This window comes from Mucilaginibacter sp. (assembly GCF_028288185.1).
Taxonomy (GTDB): Bacteria; Bacteroidota; Bacteroidia; order Sphingobacteriales; family Sphingobacteriaceae; genus Mucilaginibacter.
In genome coordinates this window covers 1-20,981 of sequence record NZ_JAQBOF010000012.1, presented here as the reverse complement: position 1 = coordinate 20,981, position 20,981 = coordinate 1, and the positions used below count along the sequence as shown (strand labels likewise).

19 protein-coding genes and 2 tRNA genes are annotated in these 20,981 nt (G+C 39.5%); 10 read left to right on the top strand and 11 right to left on the bottom strand.

Annotated features, from left to right (window positions below):
- Positions 1–141: 141 nt before the first annotated feature.
- Positions 142–762, top strand: a complete 621-nt coding sequence (locus JWQ34_RS05620) for an L-threonylcarbamoyladenylate synthase (protein WP_299355190.1) — start codon at positions 142–144, stop codon at positions 760–762.
- 79 nt (positions 763–841) lie between these two features.
- Here JWQ34_RS05620 and trpA read toward each other — a convergent pair whose 3' ends face one another.
- From trpA to trpD, 4 genes are read right to left on the bottom strand one after another with little or no spacing between them, the layout of a single operon-like run.
- A complete protein-coding gene (gene trpA, locus JWQ34_RS05615; protein ID WP_299355187.1) occupies positions 842–1,612 on the bottom strand; it encodes a tryptophan synthase subunit alpha in 771 nt (256 codons plus the stop codon).
- Positions 1,613–1,614: 2 nt separating this feature from the next.
- Positions 1,615–2,796, bottom strand: a complete 1,182-nt coding sequence (trpB, locus tag JWQ34_RS05610) for a tryptophan synthase subunit beta (protein WP_299355184.1) — start codon at positions 2,794–2,796, stop codon at positions 1,615–1,617.
- Positions 2,780–3,421: a phosphoribosylanthranilate isomerase gene (locus JWQ34_RS05605; protein WP_299355181.1), complete on the bottom strand. Its 642-nt coding sequence runs from the start codon at positions 3,419–3,421 to the stop codon at positions 2,780–2,782. Before JWQ34_RS05605 ends, trpB begins: the two co-directional genes overlap by 17 nt.
- 1 nt (position 3,422) lies before the next feature.
- Positions 3,423–4,412 carry an anthranilate phosphoribosyltransferase gene (trpD, locus tag JWQ34_RS05600; protein WP_299355178.1) on the bottom strand — a complete coding sequence of 330 codons (990 nt, stop codon included), beginning with the start codon at positions 4,410–4,412 and terminating at the stop codon, positions 3,423–3,425.
- 327 nt (positions 4,413–4,739) lie between these two features.
- Between trpD and JWQ34_RS05595 the strand changes: the two genes are divergently transcribed.
- Positions 4,740–5,690, top strand: a complete 951-nt coding sequence (locus JWQ34_RS05595) for an ion channel (protein WP_299355175.1) — start codon at positions 4,740–4,742, stop codon at positions 5,688–5,690.
- 42 nt (positions 5,691–5,732) lie between these two features.
- Here JWQ34_RS05595 and JWQ34_RS05590 read toward each other — a convergent pair whose 3' ends face one another.
- The 3 genes from JWQ34_RS05590 to recR are packed head-to-tail and all read right to left on the bottom strand — an operon-like array spanning position 5,733 to position 7,985.
- The gene (locus JWQ34_RS05590; protein ID WP_299355172.1) at positions 5,733–6,548 is read right to left on the bottom strand and encodes an SDR family oxidoreductase; all 816 of its coding nucleotides are present in this window, start codon (positions 6,546–6,548) and stop codon (positions 5,733–5,735) included.
- Positions 6,532–7,365 (bottom strand): glycosyltransferase family 2 protein, encoded by an 834-nt coding sequence (locus JWQ34_RS05585; protein ID WP_299355169.1) that lies wholly within the window; start codon positions 7,363–7,365, stop codon positions 6,532–6,534. Before JWQ34_RS05585 ends, JWQ34_RS05590 begins: the two co-directional genes overlap by 17 nt.
- Positions 7,366–7,367: 2 nt before the next feature.
- Positions 7,368–7,985, bottom strand: a complete 618-nt coding sequence (gene recR, locus JWQ34_RS05580) for a recombination mediator RecR (RefSeq protein ID WP_299355167.1) — start codon at positions 7,983–7,985, stop codon at positions 7,368–7,370.
- Between the two features lie 225 nt (positions 7,986–8,210).
- Between recR and JWQ34_RS05575 the strand changes: the two genes are divergently transcribed.
- The 4 genes from JWQ34_RS05575 to JWQ34_RS05560 all read left to right on the top strand — a co-directional run bounded on the left by JWQ34_RS05575 (position 8,211) and on the right by JWQ34_RS05560 (position 13,147).
- Complete coding sequence (locus JWQ34_RS05575) at positions 8,211–9,695, top strand: sodium:solute symporter (protein ID WP_299355164.1); 1,485 nt, start codon at positions 8,211–8,213, stop codon at positions 9,693–9,695.
- 190 nt (positions 9,696–9,885) lie between these two features.
- Positions 9,886–10,593: a TIGR00730 family Rossman fold protein gene (locus tag JWQ34_RS05570; RefSeq protein WP_299355161.1), complete on the top strand. Its 708-nt coding sequence runs from the start codon at positions 9,886–9,888 to the stop codon at positions 10,591–10,593.
- Positions 10,594–11,820 carry a TCR/Tet family MFS transporter gene (locus JWQ34_RS05565; RefSeq protein ID WP_299355158.1) on the top strand — a complete coding sequence of 409 codons (1,227 nt, stop codon included), beginning with the start codon at positions 10,594–10,596 and terminating at the stop codon, positions 11,818–11,820.
- A 40-nt stretch (positions 11,821–11,860) separates the two neighbouring features.
- Positions 11,861–13,147 (top strand): TCR/Tet family MFS transporter, encoded by a 1,287-nt coding sequence (locus JWQ34_RS05560; protein WP_299355155.1) that lies wholly within the window; start codon positions 11,861–11,863, stop codon positions 13,145–13,147.
- Here the strand turns inward: JWQ34_RS05560 and JWQ34_RS05555 are convergent.
- The 4 genes from JWQ34_RS05555 to JWQ34_RS05540 all read right to left on the bottom strand — a co-directional run bounded on the left by JWQ34_RS05555 (position 13,131) and on the right by JWQ34_RS05540 (position 18,526).
- On the bottom strand, positions 13,131–13,724 hold the full coding sequence (locus JWQ34_RS05555) for a DUF502 domain-containing protein (protein ID WP_299355152.1): 594 nt from the start codon (positions 13,722–13,724) through the stop codon (positions 13,131–13,133). The genes JWQ34_RS05560 and JWQ34_RS05555 overlap by 17 nt on opposite strands.
- 81 nt (positions 13,725–13,805) lie before the next feature.
- On the bottom strand, positions 13,806–14,450 hold the full coding sequence (locus tag JWQ34_RS05550; protein ID WP_299355149.1) for a PepSY-associated TM helix domain-containing protein: 645 nt from the start codon (positions 14,448–14,450) through the stop codon (positions 13,806–13,808).
- 1 nt (position 14,451) lies between these two features.
- On the bottom strand, positions 14,452–15,966 hold the full coding sequence (locus JWQ34_RS05545; protein WP_299355146.1) for a DUF2271 domain-containing protein: 1,515 nt from the start codon (positions 15,964–15,966) through the stop codon (positions 14,452–14,454).
- 97 nt (positions 15,967–16,063) lie between these two features.
- Entirely contained in the window at positions 16,064–18,526 is a 2,463-nt protein-coding gene (locus JWQ34_RS05540) for a bifunctional UDP-N-acetylmuramoyl-tripeptide:D-alanyl-D-alanine ligase/alanine racemase (RefSeq protein ID WP_299355143.1), read from the bottom strand.
- Positions 18,527–18,586: 60 nt separating this feature from the next.
- Here JWQ34_RS05540 and JWQ34_RS05535 point away from each other — a divergent pair, with 60 nt between their 5' ends.
- The 4 genes from JWQ34_RS05535 to JWQ34_RS05520 form a co-directional block, all read left to right on the top strand.
- A complete protein-coding gene (locus JWQ34_RS05535) occupies positions 18,587–19,069 on the top strand; it encodes a RecX family transcriptional regulator (RefSeq protein WP_299355141.1) in 483 nt (160 codons plus the stop codon).
- Between the two features lie 132 nt (positions 19,070–19,201).
- A tRNA-Gly gene (locus JWQ34_RS05530) sits at positions 19,202–19,274 on the top strand.
- An 89-nt stretch (positions 19,275–19,363) separates the two neighbouring features.
- Positions 19,364–19,448: transfer RNA gene (locus JWQ34_RS05525), tRNA-Leu, on the top strand.
- A gap of 821 nt (positions 19,449–20,269) precedes the next feature.
- The coding region (locus JWQ34_RS05520) for an MBG domain-containing protein (protein WP_299355138.1) at positions 20,270–20,981 on the top strand (712 nt) is incomplete at its 3' end.

The following is a 20,981-nucleotide window of genomic DNA, read 5'->3' as shown; positions in this document are numbered from 1 at the left end:
GATGTTCAATTACGGATGTTGAAATATTATTGGCATATTAAATGCTATATAACAAAAGCGATCTCATGGAGAGGTCGCTTTTGTCGTATATTGCAAAAAATAAATCCGAAATCGACCATCCGAAATCCGAAATTATAACGCATGCTAATCAAGATATATCCCGAAAACCCTAACCCAAAATCCATTGAACAGGTGGTTGAGGTATTGCGCAAAGGCGGTATCATCATCTATCCTACTGATACGGTGTATGGTTTGGGCTGCGATATAACTAATCATAAAGCTATAGAGGCCATTTGTAAGATCAGGAACATTAAACCCGAAAAAGCAAACTTCTCCTTTATATGTTATGACTTGAGCCATATATCAGATTATATCAAGCCGATTGATAATACTACTTTCCGTGTTTTAAAGAAAGCTTTACCGGGGCCATTTACCTTTATTTTTAATGCCAGCCATAATGTACCCAAGTTGCTAAGCTCCAACAAAAAAACCGTTGGTATACGTGTGCCCGATAATGACATTGCCCGTTGTATAGTTAAAGAATTGGGCAACCCTATCCTATCAACTTCTATAAAAGACGAAGATGATATTATAGAATACTCTACCGATCCGGAATTGATACATGAAAAATACGAAGGATTGGTTGATATAGTAATTGACGGCGGTTATGGGGATAACATAGCTTCGACGGTAGTAGATTGCACATCAGGCGACTTTGAGGTTATCCGTGAAGGTAAAGGTGAATTAGAATTGTATTTATAAGACAGATTATGCGGCTGTCGCGTAGGCGCCCGATAGCTGTCTGGACGCAGCACGCGGATGGGCCATTGCGTTTTACAACCTATCCTTTTATAGATTTTACAAACGCGGGTATCTTATCCAAATAATTATCTTTTCCTAAAAGCTTTACAAATTTGCTACCTACTATCGCGCCATTAGCATACTGGCACGCTTTTTTAAAGGTGGCGTTATCTGATATACCAAAACCAATAATTGTAGGATTATTTAACTGCATAGCTTTAACGCGGGCATAATAAGCCTCAATACTATCTGATACATTTAAGCTGCCGCCGGTAATGGATGATGATGATAAAAGGTAAATAAAACTATTACTCAATGCATCAATTTTACGGATACGATCGGGCGAGGTTTGGGGTGTAACTAAAAAAATGTTGCTCAGACTACTGTCTATAAAGTATTTGGCGTACATGGTTTCGTACTCGTACATAGGCAGGTCTGGTACAATAACGCCGTCTACTCCTACTTCGGCAGCTTTTTTACAAAAAAGCTCAACACCATATTGTACTATAGGGTTAACATAACCCATTAAAAGTATAGGGATAGTAACTCGTTTACGCAGATCTTTTAGCTGATCAAACAAAACATTAAGCGTCATTCCATTATCCAACGCCTGCTGCGAGCTATGTTGGATAGTTGGCCCATCAGCCACCGGGTCTGAATATGGGAAACCTATTTCCAAAAAATCGGCGCCGGCTTTTTCTAATGCCTCGGCAATATCAACTGTAGTGTTAATTTCAGGATAGCCAGCTGTATAATAAATGGATAATAAATTATCTTTTTTAGTAGCGAAAAGATGGTTAAGACGATTCATTATTAGTAATTAAAATATTTTATATAAGTATCCAGGTCCTTATCACCGCGACCCGACAGGCAGATAATCACGTTGTCATCTTTCTTAAATTTCATTTTCTCTAACTGCGCCAGCGCATGTGCAGATTCTATGGCTGGGATTATACCTTCCAACTGACAGCATAGCAAGCCAGCTTGTAATGCTTCATCATCGGTAACACTGGTGTATTGCGCACGGTTTATTTTGTACAGGTGCGCGTGTTGAGGGCCTATGCCAGGATAATCCAATCCGGCTGAGATAGAATAAGGCTCAACAACCTGCCCGTCATCAGTTTGCATCAATATGGTACGGCTGCCATGCAGTACGCCTTCTTTACCCAAAAAGGTTGTAGCTGCCGAGTGGCCACTGCCAACCCCCTTACCGGCTGCTTCAACAGCAATTAACCGCACACTTTCATCATCTAAAAAATGATAAAACATCCCCATAGCATTACTGCCACCGCCAACACAAGCCATAACATATTCGGGTAATTGTTTACCGGTATGTTCAAATAGTTGTTTCTTAGCTTCGAATGATATGATTGATTGAAAACGCGCTACCATATCCGGGTAAGGATATGGGCCAACAACAGAGCCAATAATGTAATGCGTATCAACCGGGTTAGCTATCCAGTCGCGCAGTGCCTCATTGGTAGCGTCCTTTAATGTTTTACTCCCAGATGTAGCCGGTACTACCTTTGCACCCAACATCTTCATACGCGACACATTTGGTGCCTGGCGCGCCATATCAATCTCGCCCATGTAAACTACACATTCAATGCCTTTTAAAGCGCAGACTGTAGCAGTAGCAACACCATGCTGACCGGCACCCGTTTCGGCAATAATACGTTTTTTGCCCAGGCGCTGAGCTAATAGGATCTGTCCTATGGCATTATTAATTTTGTGTGAGCCGGTATGGTTAAGATCCTCGCGCTTTAAGAATATATTAGCGCCATATTTTTCCGAATATCTTTTGGCATAATACAGTGGAGACGGCCTGCCTACATAATCTTTTAAAAGCTGATCAAACTCGGCTTTAAAATCAGGTTCTTCAATTATCTTTAAATATTGCTGCCTTAATTCTTCAACATTAGGATATAACATTTCGGGCACGTATGCGCCGCCAAAATCGCCATAATATCCTTGCTCGTTAACTCCGTATTTCATGCGTAGTATGTTGTTTTATCAAGCTAAAAGCCTGCTTTAATTTTTCTATATCTTTTAATCCCGGTGTGGTCTCGAACCTACTATTCAGATCCACTCCATAAAATTGTGGGTGTGTAATTTTAGCAACCTGCTCTAAATTATCCAAACTTAAACCTCCGCTTAAAAAAAATGGCACGTTTAGCTTATATTTTTCTAAAACATCCCAGTTAAATGTTTTTCCCGAGCCGCCGTATATGTCTGTCTTGGTATCGAACAGAAAATAATCTACTTTGTTGGTGTAAGCATTTAACCGGCTAAAGTCGAAATCCTCGTTTAAACCAAAGGCTTTAATAACCTGCACTTTACCTTTAAATGAGTTTGCAAAATCGGCACTTTCATTACCATGCAATTGTATAGCATCAAAGCCATATTGGGTAATAAGCTTGCTTATTGTCTGCCGGTCTTCATCAACAAAAACCGCGGTTTTATAAATAGACGCAGGTACATTTGCTAAAGTATCGGCAGCAATATCGTCCACAAAGCGTGGCGAACGGCCATAGTAAATAAAGCCCACATAATCGGGAGCCAGATCTGCTACAGCTTTTATATTGTCGGGATATTTTAACCCGCAAACCTTTATCTTCATTTTAATTGCCGATCAAAGTTTTAAAACTTGTTAATGCTTTTTTGCTGAGTAAAGATTTCTCAGCTTCATAAAAACAATCGGCAAAGCTATTTTGCGGATTGATGGTTTTAATTGCCAAAGCCGCGTTAGCCAAAACCACATTATTTTGTGCAGATGTAGCATCGCCGGTAAGCACCTGCATAAATATAGCTGCCGATTCGCTCACCGTACTACCCCCTACTATTGCCGATGGGTCTAAACGTTCAAAACCCAAATCTTTTAATGTATTTATCTTCTCTCCATCGGGTGTAAAAGTTTTAAAATCGCAGGTTAATGAAATTTCGTCATACCCCTCAAGTGCATTTAAAATAGTATATTTTTTGTCAGACCGCTGGTAAAGATAAGCGTACATACGTGCCAACTCTAAGTTATAAACTCCAACTAATTGATTTTTAGGCTTTGAAGGATTGATCATTGGCCCCAGCATATTAAAAAATGTTTTAATCCCCAGTTCCTTGCGTATTGGAGCAACTATTTTCATTGCCGGGTGAAATAACGGCGCATGCAGAAAGCAAATATTTGCCCTATCAATAGTTTGTTTCAACTCGTCAATATTATTGGTGAACTTATAGCCCAAGTATTCCATCACGTTTGATGACCCGCAACTTGATGACACACCATAGTTACCATGTTTAGCAACTTTATAACCAGCACCGGCAACAACAAGCGATGCCAGCGTTGAAATATTAAATGTATCCTTACCATCACCACCGGTACCGCATAGGTCTATCAGATCATTTGTGCCTAAATCAACGGCTAAACATAGCTCTTGCATTGCATCCCTAAACCCTTCTAATTCGGTAACTGTTATGGTGCGCATACAATAGGCTGTCATAAAAGCAGCCATTTGCGAGTTATTATACATACCCTGCGATATCAGCGTTAAAATATCTTTTGCCTGCTCGCGGGTAAGTGTTTTATTTTCAAAAAGATGGTTAAGTATTTGTTTCATATATACCCTTAAAAGGGATGTTTAAATTAAAAAGGCCATTAAACGTTGTTAACAAAAAAGGGTTACCTTACGGCAACCCTTTAAATATATTTTTATAATAACAGGAGTTTGCCTTACGATTTTAATCGTTAAGCCACCACCAATTATTATTTAAACTTTTAATTATCATTATGAGACAAATATGGAAATAGTTTTTCCTAAAAGCAAGCAGAATGATATTTTTACGTGGTTAAGTTACATTAGTTGATTGAGTTGATTATATGAATAGTCAATTTCAGTATCAAATTAAACTTTTTCAACCATAAACTCAAGCAACAACTCACTAACATGGCCATACTACCTAAAAGAAAATTCAACCCAGAAGATGACCTCGGTTTCGGCACGCAAGCAGTAATAAGGAGCCAACGCCTGGTAAACCGCGATGGGTCTATAAATGTAAAGCGTAAAGGATTATCTATTTTTAACACTTCCAATAATTACCACACCCTAATTACCATGAGTTGGGCTAAATTTTGGCTATTGGTATTGTCCGGATATTTAACGGCTAATATAATTTTCGCGTTTATATATGTGTCTTTAGGTCCAGGAACCTTAAATGGCGCGGTTGGAAATACCTTTTTTTATCGCTTTATGGATGCGTTTTTCTTTTCGGCCCAAACAATATCAACGGTAGGTTATGGTCATATAAGTCCGCATGGTATGGCAGCTAATAGTGTAGCGGCATTCGAGTCCATGATGGGATTATTGGCCTTCGCATTAGCAACCGGTTTATTGTACGGACGCTTTTCAAGGCCATCAGCAAAAATAAAATATAGTGAGCATTTGCTGGTTGCCCCTTATCGTGACAATGGTAAAGGATTGATGTTCAGGCTTACCAATCTGCGTAGAAATACGTTGATAGACCTACAGATGGAGGTCATATTCTCGTATAACGAAGACGTTGACGGCAAAAAAATTCGCCGGTTTTTATCATTAGAACTAGAAAGAAAACGGGTAAGCATATTAACGCTTAGCTGGACCGTTGTGCATTCGCTTGATAATGACAGTCCGTTAAAAGACATAACGCCCGAAGAAATGGCAAACGGCGAAGCTAGTTTTGCTGTATTGTTAAAAGCTTTTGATGATACATTTTCGCAAACGGTACATTCGCGCACTTCCTACATGTATGATGAGATTGTTTGGGGAGCCAAGTTTAAACCGACTTTTGACCGTGACGAAGAAGGGCGCATTGTTTTAAATTTGGATAAGATTGATGATTATGAATTAGTTGATGGTTGATAGTCCATTGTTAATAGTATCATTAACAATGATCCATGAAATCTATTTCAACAATGCGTCCTTCTCTTTTGCAAAAACGTTATAAACCAACTTATCCAGCACACCCGGTATTAGCTTGCTTAAAAACACGGTGAGCTTTCCTTGTCCTGTCAAAATTAAAGTGCGTGAACGGTTTTCGACGCCATCAGCTATAATTTTGGCTACTTCGTCTGATGTCATCATTTTTTCTTCGTGCAGTGTGCTTTCGCCTTGTTGATTACCGTCTTTATTTAAGGCTGTATTGCGAATATTTGACGCGGTAAATCCCGGGCAGGCGGTCATTACATGTACACCGGTTTTTAAATTCTCCACCCGTAAAGCATCCAGGAAACCATTCATCGCAAATTTTGATGCCGAATAGCCTGTCCGTCCCGGTAAACCTTTGTAGCCGGCAATGGACGACACCCCTACTACAGATCCTTGTGTTTTTAATATCTCGGGCAATGCATATTTGGTACAATAAACCGTCCCCCAAAAATTAACATCCATCAGTGTTTTTAAGACTTGTACATCAGCGTCTTTAAACAGCGCACGCATAGATATACCTGCGTTGTTTACTAGTATGTCGATTTTACCGAAAGTTGTCAGGGCCTGCTGTATTAAATGCTCACAATCGCTTTCTATAGCTACATCGCATTGTACAGCTACGGCTTTAATTTGATATTGATCTTGCAGGGATTGTGCTATTTCGCATAGGGTAACATATTGACGAGCAGCTAAAACCAGGCTAGCGCCGCGTCGTGCAAATTCTTCTGCTAATGATTTGCCGATGCCCGATGACGCACCAGTTATAATTATTATCTTATTGTTCAACTTCATATTTTGCCGGGTACAGTTGCATGCCTTCTATTTTTATTTCAGGCAATTTAAACAGGTACTTGGCAGCGAATATAAGCATAGCGCCATAAAAACTCTTTATATAATGCCAGCTAAATTTTGGCTGATTTTGGCTTTTAAAGTTGATAATATAGGTTTTGGGGAAGTAGTAATTTTTAAACCCATGCAGCCTCATCCTATAAGAGAGATCAATATTATGGCCGTATTGTACAAAGCGCTCATCCAACAAACCAACTTCGTTTAAAACAGAACGGCGTATCAACATAAAACCATCTGCAAGTATATCTATCTCTGATGTTTGAAACTCTTCTACCCACACCTTATGGTTACGATTTGACAGACGTGTTTTAGGCAGATTTTTACCAAAGCCTATCAGCTTAAAAAAAGCCATCCATGGTTTTGTTAAGCCGCGATTTGACTCTGGTAAGAAACTACCTTGCGGGCCTAACATTCTTACCCCTAGTCCGCTGGCATCTACGTGGACATCCATAAAATCAATTACTTTGTCCAAAGTCTCTTTGCCGCAAATAGTATCCGCATTGACTAGTAAAACATACTCGCCTCTGGACACTTCTATCCCCTGGTTGCTGCCTTTTGCAACACCTTCGTCAACTGCGTTCGTAAGTAAACGCAGATCAGGATATTCCGCGGCCAGCATTTCAACTGAATTATCGGTTGATGCATTGTCGACTATAATTAACTCATAATCAAAGCTTTTTGTAGCTTTAATTAAAGAATTTAGTGCAATTTTTAGCAGATCACAATGGTTGTGATTAACAATTATTACCGATAGTTTCATACTTACCTGGATAAAGAATTTTCATACGGAACACGTGTAGTGATGGACCGACCTAGTGTAATCTCATCTACGTACTCCAATTCTCCTCCAAAGGCTATGCCACGAGCTATTGTTGAGATACTTATATTAAATTGTTTTAATCTTTTATGCAGATAGAAAATTGTGGTATCTCCTTCCATTGTGGCGCTTAACGCGAAAATAACTTCTTTTACTTCTTCACCATTTAAGCGTTCAACCAGTGTATCAACCTGCAAGTCTGATGGGCCAATGCCATCCATTGGCGATATCAATCCACCTAAAACATGGTACACACCGTTGTATTGACTGGTGTTTTCAATAGCCATTACATCGCGGGTATCTTCAACAACGCAAATCAGGCTATGGTCGCGCTTGTGTGATGCACATATCTCGCAAACAGGTTGGTCTGAAATATTATGGCAAGTTTTGCAGAACTGAATTTCGTTACGCAGTTTAGTTATAGTAGCGCTAAACTTCTGAACATCTTCTTTATCCTGATTAAGCAGATGCAATACCAATCGCAAAGCAGTTTTTTGCCCTACTCCCGGTAACTTTGCAAACTCGGCAACAGCGTTTTCTAATAATTTAGAAGAGAAATTCATTAAGCGAAGATAGTTAATAGTCCGCAAGTCGGAAAGACCGTAAGTCCGAAAGATTTATTAGAAGTCAGAAAGTTTTTTTGTTTAATGAAGTACTATACATAACTTGTGTGCAGGAATATTAAGACTGTCATTCGAACGATAGTGAGAAATCTTGTACTACATATAAAGTGTACAAGATTTATCCTCGTACCTCGTTCGAAATGACAGTTGTCTAAACAAACGCATATGTCTCCTGGAATATTACTCTCATTTATAGTTGGTTATTTTTTAGTATTACTGGTAATATCGTGGCTGACCTCCCGTAAATCATCCGATAACGACACCTTCTTTGTAGCCAATAGAAACTCCAAATGGTATTTAGTTGCCTTTGGGATGATAGGCACAGCGTTAAGTGGTGTAACTTTTATATCAGTACCCGGCAAAGTTGGCGCGCCAAGTGGCGATGAGTTTGCCTATTTTCAATTTGTGTTGGGTAATGCGGCGGGGTTTATCATTATAGCCACCGTATTGTTGCCATTGTATTACCGAATGAAGCTGACCTCGATTTACAGCTATATTGAGCACGCGTTAGGTACCTGGAGTTATAAAACAGCAGCCGGCATATTTTTAATAAGCCGGGTAATTGGCTCATCGTTTAGGTTGTACCTGGTGGTTATTGTATTACAGAAGTTTATTTTTGATAGTTACGGCGTGCCTTTCGCGGTTACGGTGTTGATATGCCTGCTATTAATATGGGCTTATACCTTTAAGGGTGGGTTAAAGACTATTATTATAACAGACAGTTTGCAAACTTTATTCCTGGTTTCATCGGTTTTTCTGTCGATATTCTTTATTTGCCGCGCCATGAACTTTAATATTTTCGAGGCGGTGGATGCCATTAAAACCAGCAGCTACTCCAAAGTGTTTTTCTTTAATGATTTCCTTACCAGTCACTTCCACTTCAGCAAGCAGTTTATTGGTGGTATGTTTATTACTATAGGTATGACAGGGCTTGATCAGGACCTGATGCAAAAAAACCTTAGCCTTAAAAACATCCGCGAAGCGCAAAAAAACATGTTCAGCTTTACGGCTGTATTTGTGGTTATCAATATTTTCTTTTTAAGTGTGGGCGCTTTGCTGTACATGTATGCCACACGTTATGGCATCACAGTACCCAAAACCGATTACCTCTACCCTACCATCGCCTTAAAATATTTGGGTGTAGTGCCCGCCATAGTGTTTATGCTGGGGCTAACTGCGGCAACATTTGCCACAACAGATTCTGCATTAACAGCCTTGACCACCTCATTTTGTGTAGACTTTTTAAACTTCAACAAAGGCAAGGATATCAACAGCAAAAAAATGATTAACACACGGCATTATGTGCATGTGGCTTTTTCCGGGTTCCTGTTCTTAACCATTATAATATTTAACTCTATTAATAATGACGCGGTGGTGAGTGCCATTTTTAAAGTAGCTTCGTACACTTACGGGCCGCTGCTGGGGTTGTACTCGTTTGGGTTATTTATGAGCGGCAGGCAGGTTAAAGATAAGTTGGTACCCTTTATTTGCCTTATATCGCCGGCTATATGTTATTACCTTAGTGCAAACTCGGCTAAGTTATTTGGTTATACTTTTGATAACGAACTCATCCTGCTCAACGGAATTATTACCTTTGCAGGCTTGCTGCTTAGCTCATCAGCTAAAACAAAAGCGGCAGTAGTTCATTAACATATACCTGGCGAAGCATTTGGCGCTGTTACTCACCCCGCCAACGCTTCGCTGGGCGACCCTCTCTTCGCCTTCGGCGGAAAGAGGGCTAAAAATAAAAGAAAATAAACCCTCTTTACCGCTTGCGGAAGAGAGGGTGGTCGAGCGAAGCGATGACCGGGTGAGTAATTGAACTGATAATAATTTTGATATGACCGGAGAAGAAAAAATAAGACAAGCGTTTGAAAACAAAAACTGGCAAGAAATTAAAGTAACCGATTCCTGGCAGATATTTAAAATAATGGCCGAGTTTGTCGATGGCTTTGAGAAACTGGCCAAAATTGGCCCATGTGTATCTATATTTGGATCAGCACGTACAAAAAATGATAATCCTTACTATAAACTGGCCGAAGATACAGCGCGCCTGCTTACAGAGCGCGGCTATGGCGTAATATCAGGTGGTGGGCCGGGTATTATGGAGGCAGCTAACAAAGGCGCTTACGAGGCCGGTGGTAAATCGGTAGGCTTAAATATTGAATTACCCTTTGAGCAATTTCACAATAGATATATCGACAGAGATAAAGTACTGGAGTTTGACTATTTCTTTATTCGCAAGGTAATGTTTATGAAATATTCGCAGGGCTTTATTGTACTACCGGGTGGCTTTGGAACTTTAGATGAATCGTTCGAGGCGATAACCCTGATACAAACCGGTAAAATTGCCCGTTTCCCAATTGTGTTTGTGGGTGTTGAATATTGGGGCGGCCTGTTTAACTGGGTAGTTGATAAAATGCTTAACCAGGAACATAACATCCACCCGGACGATCTGAATCTATATCGCCTGGTTGATACTGCCGAAGAAGCTACTGAGCATATCTTCCGTTTCTATGATAAATACGTATTGAAACCGAATTTCTAGATGAAACAACCTGCTAAATCAAAAAAGCAAGCTGCATTAGGTTTTATATTTGCGACGTTATTAATTGATATAATTGGACTAGGGATTATAATACCAGTTATACCCAAGCTAATTGAACATTTAATTAAAGGCGATATCAGCCAGGCATCAAGTTATGCAGGTTGGCTAACCGCAGCTTATGCTACCATGCAATTTGCATTTGCTCCTTTAATAGGTAATTTAAGTGATAAATTTGGCCGCAGGCCGGTATTGCTTTGCTCGTTACTAGGATTTAGTATTGATTATGCATTCTCGGCATTTGCGCCAACTATAGGTTGGTTATTTGTCGGGCGTATTGTTGCCGGAATTACCGGCGCTAGTTTTACAACAGCAACAGCTTATATAGCAGATATTAGTACACCAGAGAAACGCGCGGCTAATTTCGGAATGGTGGGGGTTGCCTTTGGTTTAGGGTTTATTATTGGGCCCGTAATAGGTGGGGTATTAGGCAAATACGATGTGCATTACCCATTTATCGCGGCGGCGGCTTTAGCGCTGATTAATGCAGCTTATGGTTATTTTATTCTACCCGAATCTTTATCACCGGAAAATCGCAGGCCGCTTGATTTTAAAAAAATTAATCCCTTTACTTCTGTATTTCAACTTAAAAAATACAAATCTGTTGTCGGCCTGGCATTTTCTTTATTCCTTATATATTTTGCAGCTCAAGCGGTGCAAACCGTATGGACATTTTATACAATGTCTAAGTTTCACTGGAACGAGGCTTGGGTAGGTTACTCGCTTGGATTTGTTGGGCTGATGATTGCTATAGTCCAAGGAGGTTTGATCCGAATAATACTGCCGAAATTAGGACAAGAACGCAGTATATGGGTAGGGTTATTATTATATGCAATTGGCCTTATTCTTTTTGCGTTTGCCAGCAAAGGCTGGATGATGTTTGCTTTTTTGGTGCCTTATTGTTTGGGTGGAATTGCAGGGCCTGCGTTACAGGGATACATGAGTACCAGCGTACCTGCTAACGAACAAGGCAACCTTCAGGGTGGTTTAACAGGGTTAATGAGCCTGAGCTCTATATTTGGCCCCTTGTTAATGACAGAATCCTTTTATTATTTCACTACACCTAATTCGTTTTTTCAGTTTCCGGGTGCACCATTTGCAATTGGAGCGGTTTTAATGTTGTTAAGCGCCATTTTAGCCGTAAGAAGTTTTAAAAGAAACACAAACTAATTTTCTGGGTTATACTCACTGCAAGGTTTACATTTAATATATGGCTGATAAGCTTTCCCCTATTTCTAAAATCACTAAAACAGTTACCAAATCAAAGCGGTCGGCCGCGTTAGGGTTTATTTTTATCACCATATTTATTGATGTACTTGGCTTGGGTATAATTTTACCGGTGATGCCTAAACTGTTGCAAACAATGGGGCATTTTGACATTAGCACAGCATCCAAATATAATGGCTGGCTTACACTAATATATGCTTCCATGCAATTGGTTTTTGCATCCATTATGGGTAGCTTGAGTGATAGGTTTGGCCGCAGGCCGGTATTATTAATATCATTATTTGGTTTCAGTATTGATTATATGTTTATGGCTTTCGCACCATCAATAGCATGGTTGTTTGTTGGCCGCTTTATAGCTGGTGTTACAGGCGCAAGTACAGCTACCGCAACTGCTTACATTGCAGACATAAGTACCGGCCATAAACGCGATGCTAATTTTGGTTTGATTGGGGCCGCATCTGGCATCGGCTTAATCCTGGGTGTTGGATTAGGCGGTTATTTAGGCGAAATTGATATTAAATTCCCGTTTATGGCTGCGGCAGGCTTTGCCTTTTTAAATGGCATGTACGGTTTGTTTGTATTACCTGAGTCGCTTAGACCTGAGCATCGCCGTAAATTTGAATGGAAAAGGGCCAATCCGCTGGGGTCTTTAATACGGGTATTTACCAAACACAGTGGGTTAGCCGGGCTTATAGGTGCCATATTATTAGTTTACACGGCTCAAAAAGCTGTTGAATATATGCTATCATTCTTTCTGTATGAAAAATTCAACTGGTCGATGCATAGCGTAAGTTTGCTGGCACTCTTTATTGGTGTGTTGTTATTTACCATACAGGCTGGTTTAATACGTTACACCATTCCTAAGTTTGGTCAGCAAAAAAATATAATCGCAGGCATAATATTTTATGCTATTGGGCTAATACTTATTGCATTTGTTAGCCAGGGGTGGATGGTATACTTATTTATGGTGCCTTATTGCCTTGGGGGTATCTCTGGCCCGGCATTACAGGGCTTTGCTACCAAAAAAGTAGCCAAAAATGAACAAGGCGAACTACAAGGCGCTATAACGATACTTAATAGCCTAAGTGTAATTATAGGTCCGGCTATATTTTCCTTCCTGTTTTCTCATTACACTAATAAACAAACGGGCATATACTTTCCGGGCGCGCCATTTTTACTGGCAGCAATACTGATGATTATAAGTACCTTCCTGGCTATAAAGAGTTTTAGAAATCCGGTTAAAAAAAGTAAAATCAGTCAAGGCCACTAACACCGCCTGATATTACAAACTTCATCATATCGGCTGCATTTCTGTCAATAGGTTTTACTTTATCGGCGGCTATAATAATAACCTGCCCGGCAAATGAGTAGGAATATGGAAAATAAACAGCCACCTCGCCAGGCAAATTAAGTTTGGATAGATCCTTTTGTACCAGGAAACCTATTTTTTTCAAACCAAATTCATTAACCTCAACAATTACCGCTTCGTTAAACTTCTTCTCATCGCCAACAAAAGCTTCTGTAAGATCTTTTATTGATGAATAGAGAAAGTTAAAAAACGGCAACCTGTTTACCCAACGTTTAAACCAGCGTTTTATCGGGTCGGTAATTACATTTGTTACCAGTATACCGGCAATCATAATGATCAGCAAAACATTCAGTATCCCCAGGCCGGGTATATGCATGGGTTTGCCATGGCTATCTGTCCAGAAAACATCACTTAAATTTAACGCGCTATCAACACTAGAAACTGCCCAAAATATTAAAAAAGCAGCTGCGCCAATTGGCACTACCACAATTAAGCCTTTAAAAAAGTAATTTAATAAAGCCCTGACTATATTTTTCATTTGAATTATATCTCTGGTACAAATATATGCCAGTAAAGCGGCAACCGATATAATTTAACTAATTTTTTATACTAACGCAAATTAAGGTACCAGGAAAAAGTAGATAAGGTAACATATTAAGGCACCAGCGCCGAAAGTTATAAAGCCATTTACCCGTTTCTTTTTCATAAAACAGATCATAATCAAACCCGTCAATGACAACAAACTCATAAATATAGCCGCTATATCAATAACATACGACCATTTTTTACCTGTATCGCGTCCCTTATGCAAGTCATTAATTACGGCTACTAAACCTAGTCTGGTTTCGGTTATTTTATAATCTCCCGTACCACGATCAACAAAGGCATCAGCGCTATAGCCGGGGCCTTTAAAAGACAACGAACATTGATCATCGTCAATTATAAAATCGCTTATCTCGCCTTTAATATTGTGTTTGCTTTTTAATAATTGTACAATCTCTAATTTTGCTATAGCTGCGGTGTCTTTTACTTTCACCCATTTTAATGGCAATTGCCCAGTTATTTTCTTTTTACTTTCCTTGCCTCCTAACCATTCGGCATGATTGAGAGTGAACCCCGTAACCGCAAAAAACAGCACTATTACAAAACTCACCATTGATAAGTATATGTGTAACCAGCGCGAAATCGAAGCCGTTCGTTTCTTCCATAACTGTTTAGGCTGTTTATTCGCTTTATTAGGGAACGATGAGTTTTTTGTCACCATCTTAATTACTTTTTTTTACAAGGTCTAGCCCTACAGCAGTCACCTCTGTATTACCGCGCAGGGTCATCGGTTTAACCTGTTTGCTAAAGTTAATATCCTGGCTCATTAGTTGGTGGGTGCCGTGTTCGCGAGCAACTTCAATCATTAGGGTATAATTACCCAATTTTACCAATTCGCCTTTATCATTTTTACCATCCCACTTCAAAGTATATCTTCCCGCGGGCCTGGTGGCGCTGGTTGTCGAACTGATGTTTGCATCACCGTTTGCCAACTTCGAATAGTAGGTATCATACCAGGTATCCATATCATGCAAATATTTAGGTTTACGATACCATAGCGCAATGTTACGTACAGGTTTTTTATCCTTATCAATAACCCACACGGCTACATAAGGGCTATGTACTCTAAACTCTTCTATCTCACGCAATTCCAATTTTATAACTAACTCATAGTTTGGATCCCATGAATTATCAACTACAGCAGTTTTAACCTTTTCAGGTTGCATCACTACAGGTATTTCCAAAGCCTTCCACCCTCGGCTTTCTACTCTTTTACCATCGCTGGTTATCAGCAAAAACTCCGCATGCGGAACTCTTGTTGCCAGCTCTTTACTTTCATCAGGTGTAAGCACATTAAATGCGGTAGCCAGGGCACCGGCATCGGTAGCATTATCTGCCACAACCGTTGCACTTATAATTTTATCAGCGGGCATCCCGCTACGCGGATCAACAATGTGCGAGCGCCATTGGCCATTTACCAATTCGCCACGACGATAGTTGCCACTGGTAGCTACAGCCTTATTGTTAATTATTAACTTAGATATAGGGGCATCGTTCTCGGCATCAGCTTTAGGATCGCTAACCTGTATTTGTTCAGTATGTGCACCCTTTACAACTATATCGCCGCCTATATTCATTACTACGGCAGCTATGCCTGCCTGGGCTAGCGCAACATCACAGGCTTTGTTTATAACATAACTTTTTGCAAATGAATTAAGCATCAATGGCGCATCATCTAAGCGCAATGCTGTTGAATTGGTTTTGTTTAATACCCAGTGCGTCTTTTTAACTATGGCTACCGCATCAGCTATTTCCTGTTCGGTTGGATTGCGGTTTTGTTTAGCAGCATCTTTCCATAATTTACCCACCACTTCAGCCGATGCGTCCAGCGCGCCGTTACTTTGTACACGCCATTTATCAAAAAGGCTAAGCACTTCAAATAGTTCCGGAGATATTTTGATGACTTTTTTTTCACTTTTTAACCATTTACTAAACTCGCTTGATGTATCATAACCGCTTAATATTTTATTCATTTGAACGATCTTGGCCATTGCTGCTTTTTCGGCAACATCAGCTTGTTGTTGCGATGATGCAAAAACCTTTAGCTCAAGTGACGTACCTAATACGTTTTCAAAATCAGAAACATATACATTGGTGGTCTTTCTTGCCGGAACAATTAAACTACTACAGATTAAAAACAAAAACAAACTACAGCTTATGGAAATTATATTTTTCATCCAGATTAATTTAAATAATAATACATAACGTGAGTATCCAAATATATAGTCCAATCCTGAAGTAATTCTATTGTTACTAATAAACCGATAATAAAATTTACTCGTAAAAATAAACCCGTTTTACACGTTGAGAAATATTAGTTAATATTTCATAAGGTATAGTGCCTATTTGGGTTGCCAATTCTTCTATCCGATGCTGCTCGTTAAATACAATCACCTCATCCCCTTCTTTAACCTCAACCCCGGTTACATCTATCATGCACATATCCATAGATACATTGCCTATTGTAGGCACTACAACGCCGTTAACCAGCATACTACCTACACCGTTACCAAATGCACGTAAATATCCGTCAGCATAGCCAATACGAACGGTAGCAATCTGTCCATCTTTGGTCATTACACCATTCCTGCCATAGCCTACCGTATCCCCGGCTACAATTTTTTTAACCTGCGATATACTTGTTTTTAAACTGGTAATGGGTTGTAAGGCACTATCTGTAGCAGGTACAGCGGCATCTATTCCGTATAAACCAATACCCAACCTTACCATATCAAATTGCGCGGACGGCCACCGGGTTATGCCTGATGTATTTGATAAATGCTTAATAACGCTATAGCCCAAACATTGCTCTATCTTTTCAGTAGCTTCCTCAAATCTTTTGATCTGAATAGTAGTAAAATCATCATGCTCCGGGGCCTCGCTAGCCGCTAAGTGCGAGAACATGGATAAAACTCGCACATACTTATCGTCATCCAGCAGATCGCAAAGCAGATCAATATCAAAAGGCTCAAATCCTAATCGGTGCATGCCGGTATCTATTTTTAAGTGTACCGGGTAATTTAAAATATCATTTTGTTGCACATATTTAATAAAGTCGTCAAACAGTCCGAAGCTATAGATCACCGGCTCCAGTTTATACTCCATTAGCTTATCAAATGCAGATTGCTCTGCATTTAATACCATTATCGGCATATTTATACCTGCCTGCCGTAAAGAAACACCCTCATCCGTATAAGCTACAGCCAAATAATCAACCTTATTATACTGCAGCATATTGGCCAGCTCGAACGTGCCGCTACCATAGCTAAAGGCTTTAACCATGGCCATCAGCTTTACTCCAGGACGTAGTTTTGATTTATAATAGTTCAGGTTGTTCAGCATGGCGTTGAGGTTTATCTCCATCACCGTTTCGTGTGTTTTTTGCACCAGGGCCCTGCTAACCCGCTCAAATTCAAAACTACGCGAACCTTTAATCAGGATAGTTTCACCTTTAAAATTCAGGTTTAGTAAATGGTTAAGCAGCTCGGTTGTATCTGTATAAAAAAACTGCTCGGGCACTTCAAAATATTGCTGATGACTTAACAGCGCCTCGCCTACCCCTATAAATTTGTCTACCTTTTTTGATTTTATCAATTCGGCTACTTGTTTATATAAAACATTTTCCTGTAAACCCGACTGAAATATATCCGACAACACCAACGTCTTTTTTTGCTGCTGATTTTGCTGGTTCAGAAAATTAAGAGCGATCTCTAACGATTGAATATCCGAGTTGTAAGAATCGTCAATAACAGAACAATCATTAATGCCTGTTTTAAGCTCTAAACGCATGCTAACCGGGTTTAGATGCTCTAAACGTTTATCGGTTTCATCGGGCGAATAATCTAAAGCCAACATTGTAGCCCAGCAAACTATCGCATTTTCTACCGATGCCTGGTCAAGAAAAGGTATCAGGCATTCTATTTCCTCGTCTTTAAATTTGGCACGCAGGTAGTAATTTTTTTTGATGACCGTTTCGCTAAAAACATATAGATCTGCCTGCTCAAAGTTCCTGCTCCAGGTAAAACGGTTTAAGGCCGATATATTCTCTTTATAATCAACCAACTGATCGTAGTTATGAATTAGCAGTCGGCAGTTTTTAAACAGTTTTAGTTTTTCTAATACTTTTTCCTGCTCACTTTCAAACCCTTCATCATGCGCGGGGCCCAAATGGGTTAATACGCCTATGGTTGGTTTTATAATAGCTTCCAGCCTATTCATTTCGCCCGGCAGGGATATGCCGGCCTCAAATATACCCAGGTTATTCCTGTCACTAATCTGCCAAACAGAGAGTGGCACACCAATTTGCGAGTTATAACTTTTAGGATTACGTACGATGCTTTTATCGGTCGTCATTAACTGGTATAGCCATTCTTTAACAATGGTTTTGCCATTGCTGCCTGTTATACCAATCACATCCAAATTAAATTTTTCGCGATGGTGGCTAGCAAGTGTTTGTAAAGCAACAAGTACATCTATTACAATTAAAAAGTTAGCATCAGGGAGTTTAATTTCCGGGCCTTGTTTCACTACAAAGTTTCTTACACCCGCAGCATAAGCCTCAGCAATAAATTCGTGGCCGTTACGTCTGCCGCTTAAAGCAAAAAACAAACCTTCGGCAGCAGAATTAATGCGGCGGCTATCTGTTAACAATACGCTGATGATATCTTCGGTTATGATATCACCCTCGGCACTGATAATTTGCTTAACTTCTTTTATGAGATATTGGTTGCTTAGCATAATGGCACTAATTTGCTTATATTTCTGTCAATAGAAGAATTTTTAACAACTTTGGTTTTAATGGATATCCCTAAAAAACAAAAAATCACTGACGAAAAAGTTGCCCTTGCAAAAGCAGAACATTATTGCGCTTACCAGGAACGCTCACAACAAGAGGTAAGGGATAAAATATATGAATGGGGATTATGGACAGAAGCGGTAGAAAATATAATCTCGCAATTAATTACTGCCGGTTTTTTAAACGAGGAACGCTTTGCAAAAGCTTATGCACTAGGCAAATTCAGGCAAAAAGCCTGGGGTAAAATAAAAATAAAGCAAGGGTTAAAGTTTAAAAAAGTGCCTGATGTGCTAATAAAAAAGGCTATGTTGCTTATTGATGGCGATGTTTATTTAAAAACACTTGAACAAGTTTTAGCAAAAAAAAGTAATATCTTACTTGAAAAAGACGCATACAAACGCAAATACAAACTACATCAATACGCTATAAGCCGCGGATATGAAAATGATCTTATAGCTGACGTTTTGAAAAACAGCGACTTATAGAAAGCTTCAAAAAAAAAAGCATAATTTTCTTGCAGAATGTTCAATTCTGTCTATATTTGCACTCCGCAAGCGAAAAGCAGTAATGTTATAGCAAACGGAAATAACCAATGCGAAACTAATTCACTTGGTAACGCGAAAGTAGCTCAGTTGGTAGAGCACGACCTTGCCAAGGTCGGGGTCGCGAGTTCGAATCTCGTCTTTCGCTCAAATCCCTTTCACAAGAAGGGATTTATTGTTAAAAGGTCTAAACATCTGCTCAAATGATTTACATTTAGCAGAAGCTTTTAACCCGCTGCTCAGATGGTGGAACTGGTAGACACGCAGGACTTAAAATCCTGTTCCCGTTAAAGGAGTGCGGGTTCGATTCCCGCTCTGAGTACTGAATGGGAGAATTGCAATGGCTTGCGATTTCTCCCATTTTTTTTCCACCATAATTCACTATTAATCAATGGGATTATATTCGCAACCTCTTAATAAGGCCGGTTCGAAGTCCTTGATCATCATAGCACAGTTTATCCCCGTAAATCGCATTTAATAAATACTGCTTGGCTTTAACCATACTATTTTGATATAACATATCTAATTTTGAAAGTGTGTTCACAGTTTTAGAAACCATCTCTTTTACAGTTGTGATACCTATCTTTTCTGATGTTGCATCTTTCGATTAACTTAGTTTTTCATGCTACTTTTCCCGTTATCCATAAAACAGCAAATAGTTCAACTTGATTGCGGATACAATAGTCGCGTATGGCTTTTTCCTGATACTCTAAAGATTCTTGCACATATTATGTGTCTTTTGATTAACTAATGATTAACTAAGGACTAGGATTAGTAAACGCGTTAAACCTGATTTCTATAGTCAATATATAAATTTGATATTGGCCATTGGCCCTATTGCGGATTAACACCTCCTTAACGGTTAATAATATTAACTATTATTTACGTTATTTACCAGAAAGCTTTAAGCTATAAAATTATAACACAAACAATCATTTTAAGGAAACCAAAACTTAAGTAAGCACGTACAAGGTGATGTTGATGGCAATCTACTAGGCATCTACTGCTGAAAATCGCATATCGCCGCATTTCAGGTTTGCCTTCATTTTGTTAAAATTATTAGGGTGGATATATGAAAATATTCACTCAGGGAAAGCTATTGTCCAAACATGAAGTATAGTATGATAAAATAGGGAGGCCTGTATGGTAAAATATTTACGTGCGGTATTATTTGTCATCATTTTTCTGGCACCTTCAGTTGTGTTTGCTAAATCATTTTCCGGTAGTGCAACTGCGAAAAGCAATAACAACTCAATGGCTTCGCCCATTACCATTACCGGAAGTATTTCTGCTTTAACTACCGTTTATGGCACTCCTTCAGCAAGTTCGTCTTTTACTGTATCAGGCAATGATTTGTTAGATGTAATAAAGATTCTTGCTCCACCAGGTTTCGAGGTCAGTACTGACAATGTTAACTTTTTTTCCAATCCAAATCCTGTAACATTAGGTGGCTGGCTATTTGTACCAACTGTGCCCACCACTACTATTTATGTAAGACTTTCGGCCACAGCTTCAGCCGGTACACATTCAGGAAATATTAACATAACTACGTATACTTGGGATGTTCCTTTCCCTTGGTTTTTCAGTGTTAACGTACCTATTCCAACTAGTACTGTAACACCTGCCCCATTAACAATAACTGCAAATAATACGAGTAAAACATATGGCACTGCAATTGCAGGCGGCACTGGGTCGGCGGCGTTCACCAGTCCAGGGTTACAAAATAGCGAGACCATTGGCTCGGTAAGCATTGCTTATGGTACCGGTGCAGCAGCCAATGCTGCAGTGGGAACTTATATAGGTTCAGTCGTGCCTTCTGCGGCTACAGGCGGAAGTTTTAACCCTTCCAACTATA